This window comes from Ruminiclostridium cellobioparum DSM 1351 = ATCC 15832, assembly GCF_000621505.1.
In the GTDB taxonomy this organism is placed as follows: Bacteria; Bacillota; Clostridia; order Acetivibrionales; family DSM-1351; genus Ruminiclostridium; species Ruminiclostridium cellobioparum.
In genome coordinates this window covers 130365-147746 of record NZ_JHYD01000024.1, presented here as the reverse complement: position 1 = coordinate 147746, position 17382 = coordinate 130365, and the positions used below count along the sequence as shown (strand labels likewise).

At 43.9% G+C, this 17382-nt stretch carries 10 protein-coding genes; 2 read left to right on the top strand and 8 right to left on the bottom strand.

The genetic code is table 11. The annotated features are described in order from the left end of the window. Positions 1-16 precede the first annotated feature (16 nt). From T344_RS0109975 to fusA, 7 genes are all read right to left on the bottom strand, one after another. Positions 17-1570: a response regulator gene (locus T344_RS0109975; RefSeq protein ID WP_027628575.1), complete on the bottom strand. Its 1554-nt coding sequence runs from the start codon at positions 1568-1570 to the stop codon at positions 17-19. A gap of 134 nt (positions 1571-1704) precedes the next feature. Next, entirely contained in the window at positions 1705-4875 is a 3171-nt protein-coding gene (locus tag T344_RS0109970) for a hypothetical protein (protein WP_027628574.1), read from the bottom strand. An 83-nt stretch (positions 4876-4958) separates the two neighbouring features. Then, positions 4959-7685 carry a GH36-type glycosyl hydrolase domain-containing protein gene (locus tag T344_RS0109965; protein ID WP_034861016.1) on the bottom strand — a complete coding sequence of 909 codons (2727 nt, stop codon included), beginning with the start codon at positions 7683-7685 and terminating at the stop codon, positions 4959-4961. A gap of 25 nt (positions 7686-7710) precedes the next feature. Next, positions 7711-8595 carry a hypothetical protein gene (locus tag T344_RS0109960; protein ID WP_027628572.1) on the bottom strand — a complete coding sequence of 295 codons (885 nt, stop codon included), beginning with the start codon at positions 8593-8595 and terminating at the stop codon, positions 7711-7713. A gap of 83 nt (positions 8596-8678) precedes the next feature. Continuing rightward, positions 8679-10019: a glycoside hydrolase family 30 protein gene (locus T344_RS0109955; protein WP_027628571.1), complete on the bottom strand. Its 1341-nt coding sequence runs from the start codon at positions 10017-10019 to the stop codon at positions 8679-8681. Positions 10020-10424: 405 nt separating this feature from the next. Then, complete coding sequence (locus tag T344_RS0109950) at positions 10425-11399, bottom strand: LacI family DNA-binding transcriptional regulator (protein ID WP_027628570.1); 975 nt, start codon at positions 11397-11399, stop codon at positions 10425-10427. A 274-nt stretch (positions 11400-11673) separates the two neighbouring features. Continuing rightward, positions 11674-13758 carry an elongation factor G gene (fusA, locus tag T344_RS0109945; protein WP_027628569.1) on the bottom strand — a complete coding sequence of 695 codons (2085 nt, stop codon included), beginning with the start codon at positions 13756-13758 and terminating at the stop codon, positions 11674-11676. A 673-nt stretch (positions 13759-14431) separates the two neighbouring features. Between fusA and aroF the strand changes: the two genes are divergently transcribed. Both aroF and T344_RS0109935 read left to right on the top strand, forming a co-directional pair. Continuing rightward, positions 14432-15457: a 3-deoxy-7-phosphoheptulonate synthase gene (gene aroF, locus T344_RS0109940; protein ID WP_004627590.1), complete on the top strand. Its 1026-nt coding sequence runs from the start codon at positions 14432-14434 to the stop codon at positions 15455-15457. Then, positions 15450-16553 (top strand): prephenate dehydrogenase, encoded by a 1104-nt coding sequence (locus tag T344_RS0109935; protein ID WP_027628568.1) that lies wholly within the window; start codon positions 15450-15452, stop codon positions 16551-16553. Before aroF ends, T344_RS0109935 begins: the two co-directional genes overlap by 8 nt. Before the next feature lie 92 nt (positions 16554-16645). Here the strand turns inward: T344_RS0109935 and T344_RS0109930 are convergent, their stop codons facing one another. Continuing rightward, entirely contained in the window at positions 16646-17284 is a 639-nt protein-coding gene (locus T344_RS0109930; RefSeq protein WP_004627560.1) for a redox-sensing transcriptional repressor Rex, read from the bottom strand. Between the last annotated feature and the right edge of the window lie 98 nt (positions 17285-17382).

Genomic DNA, 17382 nt, shown 5'->3' with positions numbered 1-17382 from the left:
CCCCCGGCAACGGCAGTTAGTTAATATACAGCTTTTCCCTATATTCCTTTGGAGATATTCCTGTGAGTGCGCGAAAGGTGGTGGTAAAATGTTTGGTATTATTGTATCCCACCATCTCTGATACTTCATATATTTTATATATGGAATTCTGCAGCAGATCTTTTGCCTTTTCAATTCTGACCATCCTCAGATAATCCACAAAGTTCATGCCTGTCTTTTCCTTAAAAAGTATGGAAAAATAGGAGTAATTAAGGCTGATATGATTGGCCACCTCTGCCATGGTCAGATCATTCCGGTAATTGTCCTGTACATATTTGACGGCCATTTCAATGGTTTTGTCGGTGCTGCATATACTCTTGAACTGCAATAACACTTCATTGATACTCAATACAAATTTCTTTATGTATCTTGTAAAATCATTGATGTTATGAAATTCAAATATGCTTTTAAAGCTGTCTTCCTGTTCTTTGATAAACTCTATTTTATGAGGTATATGCTCCGAGAGATATTCTATTATCTCCAGTTTCAAACAGGCCGAAAGCTTTTCCAGATATTCCAGATGATATTTCCTTACGGCCTTTTCGTCAAAAATCTGATTGATTACTTTGCACAGCTCATCCTTGCGTTCGGTGTCCAGCATGCCGGTAAGATTTTTTACCAGTCTGACAGGCAGTACAAAATTGCTGTCGGGTTCAGCTATGCCGCTGTAATATATCACCGAACTGTCAGGTACCAGGAGTTTGTATTTCAAAGCATAATCCGACTGGTTGTAGGACCGGCGCATTTCAGAAACATCTGTAAAAGTGCCTCCTATTCCGGCCGTACATCTGGTGCCGAACATTCTGTCAACTGCTTCAAGCAAATTCTTTACATCGGTTCCGGCGTTTAGTATCAGGACCGCATTATCCCTGTTATCCAGAAAATAAAAACCAAAGGTGCCTGTTTCATTCAAACAGTTCCTGAGCTTTGCCACCAGGGACAAGTTGCTTTCAAGTTTATCCCCGGCCTCATAGACCTCGCAGGAATTTACCGTTACTACCCGGTAAGCCTCATTCTCAAAATCCATACCGCAGGTTTTCAAAAGTTTTTCCTCTTCTTCCCTGGTGGTATTGTCACTTAACAGCATAAGCTTGAACTGGTTTGAAAAAAATTCCTCCCTATCACCTGTATTCGTTTTGACATCAGTGTTTTGTCTCTTTATATATTCTTCTTCGGCTTTTTTTACAATATTTAAAAGTTCATTTCTGTCCACCGGTTTAAGGAGATATGCCTTAACGCCATATTTAATGGCCTTCTGCGCATATTTGAAATCATCATATCCGCTTAATACTACTGTATACGGCTTGTATTCCATGCCATCAATCCTTGAAACAAGCTCTATCCCATCAATCTGAGGCATAATCAGGTCGGTGATAACAAGATCGTATCTATTTTCCGATAACCTGTTCAAAGCCTCGATACCATTGACGCATTCGTCAATTTCGGTGAAAATGGAACCGGCTCTGGATATTATAGCCCTTATTCCATTTCTGATATACTTTTCGTCATCAACCAATAATGCTTTAGCCAATGCAATTCCCTCCAGGATAACAGATTATTAGTTCTGATCAGCAGCATTTCACTTCCATTATATCTAGAAAATGTCACCGATTCAAGCGTTGACATAACCCATATAATACAGTTCCAAGCCGTAAAACCACTTGATTACTTCAGGTGGACATCAATGCTATCCACCTTTTTATTGCGTATATCCCGGGCCTCCCGGCCTTCAATTATTTCTCCCGCTATTTCCCTCTCAGTTTTATCCATATAGGTCAATACATATTTTTCCGGCTTTACAGAGTCTTCCCCATAAGTATTTTTCCTTCCGGGATTAATATAGTTAACCATAACACTGCCCAGGAACTTGAAGCTGACCCTTCCAACCGCGTCAAACATCCAGCCCGGCAGAACAGGCCTCAATGCCAGCCTTAATTCCCCGTTCTTACAGGTGAATACTTCCCTGCCCGCCATCATCAGGAACCACATACTCAGCATCTCAGCCGTGGACCCGCTCATTCTGGCAACAAATCCCCGTCCGTGGACACTTTCATCAGGATTTGCAGAGCTGGCTATAAAAGAGGAATTCTCCAGTGTACTTCTGCCATACACCTCAGGCTTCATAAACGGAACCAGCATGGTGCGGATATCCTCGAAGAACTGCCGGTACAGGCCGGCCTGCAGCATGGCATACAGATACTTGTATTCCATATGCAGGAATACGGCCTCCCTCTCCAGCCATCCCGGAGTAAACGCCCTCAGCCGTCCGATTTCCGTACTGCTTTCCTCCAGGGATACCGAGGTTTTATACATCTCAAGTTTTGTATCAAAAATGTCGCTGGACCGTATTGTATTATATAGTTCAAGAGCCTTTTCCTCATCCCCGACGGTCCTTAAAATACGTGCAGGCCCCTCCAGAAACAGAGGAAGGGGACAGCACTCAAACTCAGATACGGTAACATTGGGCTGTCCGTTGACAGGACTTTTTTTGCCTTCGGCCATCTCATATCTTACAGCCTTATATATAAAGTAAGTCGGATAGATCCCGTCTCCAAAAGTCAATGACTTATCCATACCCCTCTGAAGTTTGGCTCTGAACCTGCTGAATATTTTCAGCAGGTCTCCGGTGTCTGCCTCAACCTCTTTTCCGGCTATTCCCCTGCGAATCTGGCTTCTGTACCTTTCTTTTGCAGCCGCTGTTTGATCCCAGTACTCAAAATCATTCAGCCCGGCTGCAAGATTCTCCTCCAAAAGGCTGTCGGCAGCATTCATCAAGGTATTGATTTCTTCCGGCAGGCTGATCTTTTTATGGTATTCCTTACTGCAGGCAATAATGAAATCCACTATTCTCAGCAATTCAGCTGTTTCACACATACTTGAGCCAAACAATCCTGATAAGCCGTTTAATGCGTCATTCCAGCCGGGTTTTCCGGCTTCGATCTCAATGCCCATTCCCTCGGGGTCCAGGCTTACAAACTTTATCAGCGCCAACGCCAGGAGCTTTACATATAAGCTTGTATAATAGACCTCTCCTGCACCTTGCCCTGTTCTCAGCCAGCAGCCCTCAGCTCCCTCATGCGGGTCTTCCTTTTCCTCCAGAAGAGCCCCGTACTGCCGTACCCTGCCGTTGGCCAGCACGTATTTGTCCGACCTTGGCAGTACAAATACAGGACTTTTGTAAAAACAGTACGCCTTTTCATCAAATAAAAAGCTTTCCTTCATATCGGGATAAACCGTCAGAAAGGTTTCAACCAAATCCATATTGTAAGTCCAATGGTCACTCCAATAGCCCTCTCCGAATTCAGCCTCTATATTCTGGCAGGATTTCTCGAGCACTTTTTCCAGCAGTTCTTCTTTTGGTACTGCAAGCTGTGTATTGTGTTCAATAATAAAAGTTATCAGCTTGCCTGGAGTATATTTTCCCGTCACCAGTTTTTTTATTTCGGACCTGTGAGTGCCGATCAGTTCCTCAATCCCGCTCCAGTCATCCTCATTCAGGGTGAAGGTACACCCCTTTACAGACAGGGGATTATAGCCGTCGGCCTGTATCAGGTTCATAAAATGCCTTACATTGAAATCCCTTACCTCGGGTTTTACAAGCACATCATTCCTTCTGTTCTGGCTCACATCCCTGAAATTTCCGTTGCCCTGGGAATATAAAGCCGGTTCAAGGGAGAAGAAATTGTACTCACGTTCCAGATCTCCGTGTTTTCTGGAAAAAACGTGATACACATGATTCCTGCTGCCTGCCTTAAATACCAGAGGATACCCCCCTCTCAGCAGATTGTCAAGATAGCACTGGTCAATGTACTTATCAAAAAGGCTGACCGCAGTTTTTGTATATGTATCCCCCACCAGGTTTTCCACCAATTGGGCGGCCTGTCTCTCCTTGCGCTCTATAAACTCAAGGCTGAAATCATTTTTCCTTGCGTTGATCATGGCCATACCTGATACATGCCCTATTACAGTACATAGAGTGAATACCTTGTTGACAGTTGCCTTAACTCCGGTAAAGCCGCCCGATACTTTGTTTTGTGCTATCTGCTTCCGGCTCAACAGCTCCTCAATGGAACAGTCCCACCCGTCGGGCTTCGACAAGGCATTGTTATATCCGAAAATTATATCCATATCATAAACCGGCGGCAGAAGCCCATGGCTTTCCGAAGAGAAGGAAAGATAGAAGTTCCCTTCTTCAAACTCACTTACCTCTACGGTGTCGGCCGTTGAAGCCCTCACCTTGTAGTAGGCTATCCTGTTTTCGGTATTATAGACCTCATACCAGGATTTCATCAGGTTTGCCATTTCCTGGTAGCCGGCATTTGTGGCTCCCACGGGCAAAAGCTGCGGCATGCCGTCCAGCACCTCAATCTCCCTGTCGGTCCCGTCAAGGCTTTCCATACATACCTTTCTCACTATGGCCGCATAGCTCTCTCCCGGCATGGTGAAATAAGTCACGGCAATCCTCAGGCCAAGTGTCAGGTTTTCTTCCACAATCCTAACAGAATTTTTTTCAATAACCAGTTTCCGGTTATATTGGTCCCGGGATATTGATGAAAAGATTTCATGAATTTCCCCGTCCAGTTTTATAAAAGTGCGAAAGCCTTTTCTTTCAACATTTTGATACATGGTATGTGCAGGAAAGAACTCCATTATTGTTCCGTCTCTGTCCCTGACTCCAAAACTCCCCAGCACCTGTCCTCTGTTGACATAAAACGCCCACATGGGGATTCCGTCAATCCCGGCAATACCAGGCAAAAAACTGGCAAAGGTCTTTGCCTTATCATAATGTTCTATAATAAATTCATTCTTATCATTAAATAAATATTCAGGTTTCATGCTCATCCCCCACCCGCATGCACCGGAAAGCGGACTGTAACCTCTGAAAAATATACTGTCCGGTGTATCCAATTAAACAAATTTTATTCAAGCTCAACTTCAATGGTACTTTCAACCTGCGGGTCAAATTCCAAAATGTCGGTCCTGCCGATTATTGCGACCCCGTCAGCCATACGGCAGCTGATTTTTTTTCCGCCGGCGGTGATATTTGTGATTTTGTACTGTCCAAAATCCAGCTGCCGGCTGTTATTGTACACAAGCTTAATGGCCCGGCCTGCAAAAACAGTTCTCGCTTCGGCAGTTCCCCTTTTATCGAACTGCTCCTTTTTCAGCTTAGGCTGGATCAGAAGATTTCCCGAAGCACCGCGGACACCGTACACTTCGGTGAGCAGCAGGAGCATAAGCCAGCTTGCCGAGCCGGTGAGGTAATGATACATTCCCCTTCCCCTCTCGTTGATATACTCGGGAATCCCCGGATATATCCTGGCCCTGTCAAAATTGGTGCTTATATCGTAAAGTGACTTCAGCACCTCATATCCTTCTGAAACAAAGCCCTGTCTGTACAGTGCAAAGGAATACATAACGGCCATATGGCTGAAAACGGCCCCGTTCTCCTTGTGGCCGAATGCAAAGCCAAAACACCTTCCAAGATCAAGCTTAAGCTCGTTAAAATTATTGTTCAGCCTGTAACTGCCAAGGACGCTGTCGTACAAATAGCGGTTGACAGCTTTTACGGCATTGTTTACCTGTTCTGTTGAGGCAACCCCCATCATTATGGGGAAAACCTGTCCGGTAAGAGTCATTCTCACTCCTGACGCCTTCTGTCCCTCAACCTGCAGGCCTGCATTGTCATAATAGCCGTTAAACCATTGGTATCCTTCCTCCGACCTGACCTGTTCATTCTCCGAAATGTGCTTTGAAAGCCATTGCCCCTTAATTTTCAGGTCCTCTGAAACCTTCTGTATATCCAGGGAGATTTTTTTACCGCTGATATTGTGGACACATGTTTCATAATATTGCTTCAGCAGTTTGTTTTTAGCTTTAGGGTCGTCATAGTCTATACCGTCGCTCAAGGTATCAAAAAGCACCGCCATTTCGGCTGCAACTTCCAGCTGGCCGATTCCCAGTATCTCCTTTACCCTGATCAGCAGTTTGCTCAACTCTATGAGATTGCCGGCATAAAAAGCCGTAAATGCAACAGTTTCACCTTTTTGGGCCGCCATGTCGAAGGCGTCGTTCCAGTCGGCATTTTCAATGCGTATATTGTTGTGTTCCCCTGAGTTGAAGAAGGCGGCCAGGTTCTGTATCAAAATATGTTCAAGGATGGTGCCGGTATAGATATTTCCATTTTCACACTTCTGCTTGCTGCCATACCAGGGAGTCCATTCCTTATCGATATTTGAAGATCTCATAACAAGCCTGTCTTTAAAATATGTCTGCTCTTCAAAGAGGAAATCAAAATCTCCGCTCTGGTTCAGGTAAAGAAGGGTTGTAAAGAAAGGCCATACTCCGTGATCCGACCAAACCCTGCTGATATTATTCCTGTCGGCAACAAACTCACCGGGGCCTTTGCCGATAATAGTAGCATTTGTTCCGTCAAGGCGCACTCCTCCAAAATTGTTGAGAAGCTGGTTTCTCACGGTCTCTGTTTCCATCAGCAGTAAAGCCAGGCAATCCTGCCACAGATCCCTCCAGCCCCGTCCGCCCTTTCCGTAGTCGTGATGGGGCATGAAGGAACAGCCGTAGATTCTTCGCAGTATAGGCTGGAGGGATACCCATCTCATCCAGGCATCAAACTGCCCATCCCGGCTCTTAAAGCTGATTTTTCCAAGCTTTTCCTCCCAAAACTCTCCGGTATCTTTAAGGAGCTTTTCAAACCCCTCGGCATTAAAATATTCCAGGATGTCTGCCTTACCAGAAGTTCTGTCCTCAGTTACAGACATGGCAATTATATATGTTTTGCTGTCTCCGGGTGCAAGTTCACTGTCCCTGAATCTTAAGGCGCCAACCGACTCATATCCGTCAATGGTTTGGCCTTCCATACGGCAATTCCTCTTGTTGGAAACCACCGTTTCGGGCCATTCAAGGCATCCGCCTTCTCCGATATACTCCTCCTCAAGGGGAAATGCACCCAGCGGAAAATTTCGGCCCTCATCTATTCCATATACGTTGTAGGATATCTTATTTAATTTATGTCCCCTCTCATCAAAAGTCATGGCAGGCTGAACCTCTATTCCCTCCCTGACCACATATACCCTGTGAAGAAGGCTGGTCACGTTGCGGTGGTCCCTCACACTTTCGGCGGAACGTCCGTATACCGGGACAGCTGCGGTGGGTGTGAATTTTAAAGTGCCGCCGCCAATATTGGTAATTGTGACCCTCATTAATTCAATCTTATGTTGATTGGCAGGGACAAAACTGGTTATTTCGGCTCTGATGCCCAGCCTGCCGTTTTCACGTGTCACCTTGTGCCACAGAAAGCCTGCCTGGAGCGTGACTTTCTCCTCTGTTTCCTTGTCAAACAACCGGGCATTTTGTATTGAAGATGCCCCCATGGCAGACCAGGCACCGCTGCCTTCAATATATATCCAGAAATTCCGGTTTGATTTTATGTTATGCAAATCCTCCGAAGATACGGGAAGATTGAAAAAAGTGTTTTGCCCGGTTTTTATATCACCATTTAACGTTGGCGTAACAGATGACATCATTCCCGCTTCATTGGCAAGAGGAAAGTAAAGGAAACTGCTTCTCTGGGGAGCTTCCAGCTCAAAGGTCCCCTTATTGTCAATAAATTTCCAGCCTTTAGACATTATTTATACCATCCTGTTTAAATTTTTAATAAAAGAATTCATATCTCCGTGTCCACGTTGCTGTCTGCCCCGGAGCAAGTTCCAGCCTTATGAAGGTTTCAGGGCTTATTACATGCCTGCTGCCCCACAATGCAAATTTTGCAACCTCAAAATCAACTGCCTCACGAATGCCGGCACCGGTTTTGTGATTAAACAGTTCCCAGGAATATTCCGGAGCATTTTCATAGTTTTTGAGAACACAATAGAATTCCTGCTCCACTCCGTTTTCCGGCCAGGTTATGGTACTCTCCCCCAGGACTATCTCCCCAACAATATTTTCAGGGATTATGCATCCGGGAATTTTTAATTCATAGCTGTCCGACACAAATTCATTGTTTATTCCCACAAAATTATGACAGTACTCGGTAGTTTCAAATTTTTTCGAGCCGGTATTTTTCAGCATATAAGAAATGGTCAGAAAATTTTCATCGATTTTTATGTCCTTATTGTATGTATAGGAATATCCGTCATTACTGCCGGATTCCACTTTAAAGCATACCCGGCCGGTACTTGAAGTCACACTGCCGGCAAGGGGAACAACAGGGTAATTCCTGAAAAAATCATATGGTTTGTTATCAATTTTTTTTAAGTTTCCCACGCCGATTTTTATAAAATAATTGTCAACGTAAGTCTCCTCATACCCTATGGCTTGCTCATTCCCGAACTCTCCGCAGAAACCCTGTCCACCCGAGCCCACACCCGGAACCAGGGCCTCCGGAACACAGAAAGTATACCTGTCATCAAGTGTGACCTGTGTGATAAAACCGTTCCAATCAAAGCGGGAGCCCCTGTACACCTCCCCCGGATATGAAACCCGGACTGAAAGTCTGCCGTTATTCAGATCAATAGCCCCATTGCCGCCATGTTCCATAGGTAAACCTCCATATATGCATCAACCTCCAATCCGCTTTGTATGTCCGGGGAGGACCTGTTCAGCGGATTGGAGCCGATAGCTTATTTATTAAATACCAGTGTTGCAATTGAATGTGCAGGCAGTGCATGCCACACGTATTGGTCCCCAAGCTTTGCATTGAGATTCTGCACATTATCCGATTCATTCATGACAATAAGTACAACCGAGCCGTCTTCATTCCTGAATGCCACATGCTGAACAGATGACTCTCCTTCGGTTGAAACGTCTATCCTTAAGGCACCCGGCCTGACAAATTTGCTGAACTGTCCGATATAGTAATAAGAGCTGTTGTAATGTATCTCCTGGGTAGTAGTATCGGCTATTATTGGAGCATCACAGAAGTTCCCCACGTGATTTGGTCCGCCATTTTCATCAAGGATCAGGTTCCAGTCCAACCAGCCCTCCTGCCAGTTGTTAAAGTCACCTATCATGTTTCTGCCGTATCTTTCACCTGTCAGCCATGAGCCAAGGTGAACTCCGCCTTCCTGGCAGCCCTCTGTGAACAGGATATGCTTGTCGGGATATAATTCATGCACCTTTGATAAATTTTCAAAAGCCTCGGACACATACCAGTGATTTGCCACACCGTATACATACTTTGCAGTTTCAGGATCGGACAGGGTACCCGTTGCTCTCTCAACCATAATATCCCTGTTGTGGTCCCAAATGTACAGCTTTATATCTCCAAGCCCTTCCTTTCCAAGAATTGGTCCCAGATAATCCCTTACAAAGGCACCTTCCTCTTCAGCCGAGTAAATACAGGAATCCCAGGTCTGAACCGCGGCAGGTTCATTTTGCACAGTAATTGCACAAATGTTAAGGCCTTTCGCCCTGGCCGCCTTAATGTATTTTACATAATAATTGGCCCAGGCTTCCCTGTATTCGGGAAGCAGCTGTCCCCCGTGGTTCATATCCCTATTGGTCTTCATCCAGGCCGGAGGACTCCATGTGGACGCAAGCAGGGTAATGTCAGCCTTTCTGGCTTTTGACGCCTCCTTTATCATGGGTATTGTCCATTTATCCTCACGGGAGATGTCAAAGGTTTTCAGTTCCCTGTCATTTTCCGCAACATATGTATAATTCTCCAGAGCAAAATCACAGCTGTGTATATGGACCCTGCCCATGGAATAGCCGATGCCGGCCTGGGGGTCAAAGTATTTCATTATAATTTCGTCTCTTTTTGCAGGATTCATTTTATAGAAGGTGTATGCGGCAGCTTCTGTGAATGCGCCTCCAAAACCCACTATTTTTTGATAGCTTTTATGGGGATCAATTGAAAGCACAACACCTGCTGACTTGTTTTTTTCAAGGTTGTATACTCCTTTTTCAGTTAGTCTGTCGTCAGTATTTCTAGCTGTTTGAATGATTTTTACAGTGTTCATGGCAGCCTCTCCAATCATAATTTATAGATATTTGAATTTGTTATTACTGCTCTTTTTATACGCTTCTATCCGGACAGTCGGACAGTTCAGCCGGTATAGCCTTGCCGGCCTATTTAAACAGTGATTAGCTTTCTGAGTACTCGTAACATCATCAATGTTAGCGCTAACATTTTTCGATAAAAAAATTAATCCGAATAATTTTTGTTTTATCGGTGTAATTTTTAATATCAAATGGTAACTTCCGTACTAACTTCATAAAATAAGAACGCACCCAAAACAATTACGAAAATTGTTTTTAACCGTGCATCCTATTTCATGAAGTTGTCCTCGCGTACCATTTGATTCCAATTAAATTTATCTGTAAAGCTAAACAAAACTTCAATCAACACAGCACGTAAAATAACATTAACCGGGTTGGTGCCTGTTGGGGCCTACAGATTCTCTCCATTTCATTTCAGGTTCAAGATATTTCTTTTCATAAGGCAGCTCAGGATTTTTCAGCCTTTCCAAAAGTCTGGCCGCAAGCGCTCTGCCCGTCTCATAAACAGGCTGTCTTACGGTAGTAAGCGGCACTTTTGGAATCAGATCGAAAATAAGCCCGTCAAAACCTGCAATAGATATATCCCGCGGTATCTTAAGCTTCAGCTTTTCAGCCGCTCTGAAAGCACCGATGGCCAAAAGGTCGACGCAGCAAAAAATAGCTGTGGGTTTTTCCCTGGTCATAAGGTCGTAGGCATTGGTATATCCCTCCTGTTCGGAGTTCTCAGCATATCTCACCAGCTTCTCATCGAAGGGGATGTTATTCTTCTCCAATGCCTTTTTATAGCCTTCCAGACGTTCATGTGCATACCGCTGGCTTGTGTCCCTCATAATAAAACCAATTTTTTTGTGTCCATTGGCTATTATCTTATCTGTCATCATTACGGCACCCAGCTCATTATCTACGTCCACACAGTCAATATCCAGATCATTCTTTCCAAAAAGAACAAAAGGCACCTTTATTTTTGCGGTAAAAGCATTTTCCTCACTTAAATCCAGTCCCATTACGATTGCACCGTCACATCTATGGTTGAATTCCAGATCGCGCTTGACCAGAAACAGGTAATTTGCATTACTCAATTCCTCTGCCACACCCGCAATGAGATGCATGTTAAAAGGGTCTGAAATTCCTATATTCCCGGGTATGTAGAGATATATGGTCCGTGTATTGTTCTGTGCCAACGCTTTTGCAGCAAAATTCGGCATAAAATCCAGTGCTTCCATAGCCTGTTCTACCTTGAGCCTTGTAGCCTCCGACACTATGTCAGGAGAATTGATGACTCTTGAGACGGTGATAAGCGATACTCCGGCCAGCTGGGCCACATCCTTCATAGTTGCCATTATCATTTTCCTTTTTATTGGGATTAAAATTTATATATTTTGTATAACTTGCATAAATTATATTATATGTTAGCGCTAACATTTATAAATAAATTCTATATCCTTTCATATCGGAAGTCAACAATTAAAAATTTAATTTTTGAAATTTATACTTTCCCGGACAATAAAAAGCTGCTGCACATTAATTAATTTATTCATGTACAGCAGCCTGTCAGCTCAATTATTATTCTATTTTTCTTATTATTTCTACTGCTCTATTATTTCTATTATCTTATTATTCTTCTTCCTCTTCCACCATATTCTTCTTGGCCTCTTCAATTATCTTGCCGGCAACTATGGCAGGAGCTTCCTCGTATCTTTCAAACCAGAGCTTGAAATATCCGCGGCCCTGAGTCATTGATCTCAGGTCGGTGGCATACTTGAACATTTCGGATTGAGGCACCTCGGCTTCAACCTGCTGTATTCCGTTGTCCTGAGGATTCATTCCCAGTATGCGGCCGCGTCTCTTGTTCAGGTCACCGATTATGTCTCCCATATAGTTGTCGGGTACGTATACTTCCACATGGGCAATTGGTTCCAGAAGCGCAGGTCCGGCCATAGGCAGACCTTTTTTATATGCAAGCCGTGCTGCGATTTTAAAGGCCATTTCCGAGGAGTCAACATCATGGTAGGAGCCATCTACAAGGGTTGCTTTCAAATTGACCACCGGATATCCAGCCAGGACACCTTTTACGATGGCTTCCCTCAGGCCTTTTTCAACAGCCGGATGATAGGATTTTGGCACCGAACCTCCGAATATCTTTTCTTCAAATACCAGGTCTTCCTTATCTCCATGCTCAAATTCAATCCAGACATGACCGTACTGTCCATGTCCTCCGGATTGCTTCTTGTGCTTGCCTTCGACTTTTACCTTCTTCTTTATGGTTTCCCTGTAGGGCACCCTGGGATCAACCAGATTGACCGCAACTCCGAATTTTGCCTTCAATTTGCTGACTATGACATCCAGGTGCTGTTCGCCGACACCTGATATGAGCGTCTGATGTGTTTCAACGTTGATGGATACCTTGAAGGTAGGGTCCTCATCCTGCAGCTTGTGCAATCCCGAGCTGATTTTTTCCTCATCCCCTTTTGCTTTTGGCTCAACAGCCAGTGAGAGTGCAGGCTCGGGGAACACTATCTTATCCAGTATAACCTTGTTGGACTGGTCACAAAGCGTGTCATTGGTATTTGTAGCCGCCAGTTTGGCAATTCCTCCAATATCTCCGGCAATAAGCCTGTCGGTGGGAATCTGTTTTTTACCGCGCATTACAAATATCTGTCCGATTTTTTCAACCTTTTCAGTTGTAGTATTGTATACTGCCGAGTCGGCTTTCAAGGTTCCCGAATAAACCCTGAACATTGAAATCTTTCCTACAAAGGGGTCGGCGATGGTCTTAAATACAAGCGCAGTCAGGGGGCCGGCTGGATCTGCCTTTATCTCAACCTTCTCATCAGTTCCTGCCTTTACAGCTTTGGTACTGACACTTTCCGGAGAAGGCATATACTCGACAATTGCATTCATCAATTCCTGCACACCCATATTTTGAAGTGCGGAACCGCAGAATACCGGCGCTATTGAGCCGTCATAAATTCCGGCCTTAATACCTTTCCGGATTTCTTCCCCGGTGTACTCCTCGCCTCCGAAGTATTTCTCCATAAGAGCCTCATCGGTTTCGGCGATGAGTTCATTTAATGAATCTTTTAATTTTGTAACTTTATCAGTTAAATCGGAAGGAATATCAGTATCTACGACTTTATCCTTCTGGAACTTTTTCGCAGTCATATTGATTATATCCACATAACCAACATATTTGTCAGCTTCATAGATTGGAAGCTGGAAAGGAATAACTCCGTTGCCGAAGGTACCTGTCATCTTTTCCAATACGGCATTGAAATTGGCATTTTCTTCATCCATCTTGTTTATGAAGAATATTCTTGCAGCATTGTGCTCTTTAGCATATGTCCATGACTTTTCGGTACCTACCGAAACACCACTTTTTGCAGAAACTATGATAACCGCGCCTTCTGCAACACGGATACCCTGCATAACTTCACCGACAAAATCAAAATAACCGGGAGTGTCTATCACATTAATCTTGTGGTCCATCCATTCACATGGAGCCATTGCGGTACTAATGGATATCTTTCGTTTGACCTCCTCAGGGTCGTAGTCTGTTGTGGTTGTACCGTCAGCCACTTTGCCAAATCTGTCCAATACGCCCGTATTAAACAGCATAGCCTCCGCCAGGGTGGTTTTACCTCCATTACCGTGAGCCAAGAGGCAAATATTCCGTAGTTTTTGTACGGCATAGTCCTTCATAATCATTCCCCCTTATTAATTTTAATCGTTCACACTGTTATATGAGGATTCCTTAAAATTATTTTTAAGTCTTCCTAAAAACCGCATCTCAGCAAAGCTAGTTCATCAAGCGAATAATTCCCCTCCGGGATCAGAGCCCATTTAAGAATAGCAGTTCACTTGAGGACCGCAGGTTTGCGGCCCGGCCTCGCCAGCCCCCGATTGCTTTAAGGAGGCAGGTGTAAAAGAAAAAATAGAGTAGATTAGGAACATATTTCAAAACAACCTAACAACAAACTTTATACAATATTTAAATATCCAAATTTTTATATGTCATTATATAATTTTCAGCAGATTTAACAAAATCAATGTATTATCTATTCGATTTTTTATGCCATTCTCCTTTTTTTATATGAAAAAATTTTTATTTAAAGCACATTTAAAAATCCCCCGAATACATTTTATCCAGCAATTGTAAAATATATTTCTCTTTTTTACTGTAAATCCACCGCTTTACATTTTACAAAGGACAGCATCATACTTTAGAGGTTTATTAAATTTCACAATTACTATATAATATTTATTGTAGCAACCGGTCCGGCTTTATATCAATAGTTGAGGAGCGGTTAAAGTATTATGGTAGAAGTTTTTTAAATCTTACTCGATGTAAAATGGTAGAAAGGAAGTAGAATTTATGATTATTGTAATGAACCCCAAGTCGAATCAAATGCAGATCGACGATGTAATCAATGTGTTAAAGAACTCCGGATTGGGAGTTCACATCTCCCAGGGAACCGAACGCACCATAATCGGCATAATCGGTGACAAAAGTGTTTTAAGGGATATACCTCTTGAGCTGATGCCGGGTGTGGAGAAACTGGTCCCTATTGTGGAGTCCTTTAAGCTTGCAGGTAAGACCTTCAGACCCGAGCCAAGTGTTGTCAACGTAAACGGGGTCAAAATCGGGGGCAAGGAGCTGGCTATAATGGCCGGGCCCTGCGCTGTTGAAAATTACGAGCAGATAATGGAAGCCGCCCGCGCTGTTAAAAAGTCCGGCGCCCAGTTTTTGAGAGGCGGTGCCTTTAAACCCAGAACCTCTCCCTATGCCTTCCAGGGGCTTGAAGAAGAAGGTTTAAAACTTTTAAAGGCGGCAAAGGATGAGACCGGCCTCCAGATCATAACCGAAGTAACCGGTGAAAAGGCCGTCGAACTGTCAATGCCCTATGTGGATATGTTTCAAATAGGCGCAAGAAACGTACAGAATTTTCAGCTGCTGAAAGAAGTGGGCAGATCCATGAAGCCTGTGCTTTTGAAGAGAGGTTCTGCAACCACTATCGATGAATGGCTCAACGCCGCTGAATATATAATGAGTGAAGGAAATTACGATGTGGTTCTGTGCGAAAGAGGCATTAGAACTTTTGAAACTGCAACGAGAAATACACTGGACATAAGTGCCGTACCTGTTGTTAAAAATATGAGCCACCTTCCTGTTATCGTTGACCCGAGCCATGCCGCAGGCAAGGCCAAATTTGTCATTCCGCTGGCCAGGGCGGCCATAGCTGCTGGAGCAGACGGATTGATAGTAGAGGTACATCCCAATCCCATGATAGCAATGTCAGATGCGGCGCAGCAGCTGAATCCAGCAGATTTCAACAACTTATGCAGTGATATAGGCAAGCTTGCTCCAATACTGGAAAGAGAATTCAACTACTATGGTTAAAATTAACAGCATATCAATAATCGGCCTTGGCCTTATCGGAGGTTCTCTGGCCAGGGCCCTGCGCCTTAAGCGGCCAGGACTGAAAATTTATGCAGTGGACAGCTGTATTTCTTCCCTCAGGCTCGCGGAGCAGGAAGAGATTATAGACCTGGGATACAGTGACATCTGCCCTGATGTTTATAATTCAGAGATCATATTTATCTGTACGCCGGTGAGAAAAGCCATGGAATACCTTGCCGGACTCTCGGACAAGGTGGGGGAAAATTGCATAATAACAGATGCAGCCAGTACAAAGGCAGAGATATGCAGTTTTGTTGAAAGCCTGAACCGTCCTCCGGTTTTCGTAGGAGGACATCCCATGGCCGGGACGGAAAAGTCAGGCTATCACAACTCCTTTGCCCACCTGTTTGAAAATGCCTATTATGTGCTGACTCCCACAAAGACCACCGGACAGGATACAATTTTAACCCTGGAAGCAGTTTTAAAGGATATCGGGGCCATACCCATAGTAGTCACACCCCACCAGCACGACCTGGTAACAGGCTGTATAAGCCATGTACCCCATGTCATTGCCTCGGCACTTGTAAATCTTGCAAGAGATAAGGAAAACAGCGAGGGTCTGGTAAAACTGCTGGCAGCCGGAGGCTTTAAGGATATCACAAGAATTGCCTCCTCCAACCCCGGCATGTGGGAAAATATTGTTATGAGCAACAGTGAAACCGTAATTGATTTGCTGAAGGATTATACTTATATTATTGAGAATTTTATAAAACAGGTAAGAGTTGCCGATAATAAAGGGATTTACCGCTTTTTTGAGGAAGCCAAGATCTTCCGTGACAGTTTTTCAACAAGGGCTACAGGCCTCCTTCCCCCCAGCTTTGAACTGCTGGTGGACGTCAGGGACGAGCCCGGCATCATAGGGAGTATTGCCACACTTTTGGGTGTCAACGGTATCAATATCAAGAATATCAACGTGTCCAACAGCAGAGAATTCGAGCAGGGCTGTCTGAGGATAACACTGTCGGATCAGCTCAACACCGACAGAGCATACGATATATTATCCGGAAACTCTTACAGGGTGTTCCGGCAAGATTAGTACGCTGCGTTGCAGGCTTATCTGTATAAAACTGAATCAAGCACTAAAATTCAAAAGCCGGCAATGTGTATCATGCCGGCTTTTATAATGGCTTATTCTCTTGGAAATCTGTCATTCAGCTTATACCCTAAGACCATAAGACTGTCACTTAAGTGTACATTTTCCACTATGACGTCATAAGGAATTTTCAAATCCATGGGAGAAAAATTCCACAGACCCCTTACACCCAGTTTGGCTATCCTGTCTGCAAGTGCCGCAGTTTCCCTGTATGGAACACAGAGCATAGCAATATCAACTTTGTTAAGTACGACAAAGTCATCAATCTCATTGAGGCTTCTGACTTCCAAATCCTTTATTTTCCTGCCTATAATATCCGGGCTGACATCAAATACTCCGATAATCTTAAAGCCTCTTTTTTCGAAGTTTCCGTAATTAGCCAGAGCTTGCCCCATGTTTCCCGCACCGACGATAATACAATTAAACGTCTTGTTTATTCCTAAAATATTTCCGATCTCGGTATATAGGGACTCAACGTTGTATCCGTAACCCTGCTGCCCAAAACCTCCGAAACAATTCAAGTCCTGTCTTATTTGAGAAGCAGTAATTCCCATCCGAGTACTCAGTTCCTTTGAGGATACTCTCTTTATTCCAAGCTCTAACAAATAATTCAGATATCTATGATATCTTGGAAGCCTTTTTATTACAGCCATAGAAATTTTCTTTGAAGCCATTGGAATTTCACCTCATTATTCTATTTGTGTTGGTATTATATCACCATTGTTATTTTATTGTCAATATTCCAATATACATTATTTGTTAAAAATTAACA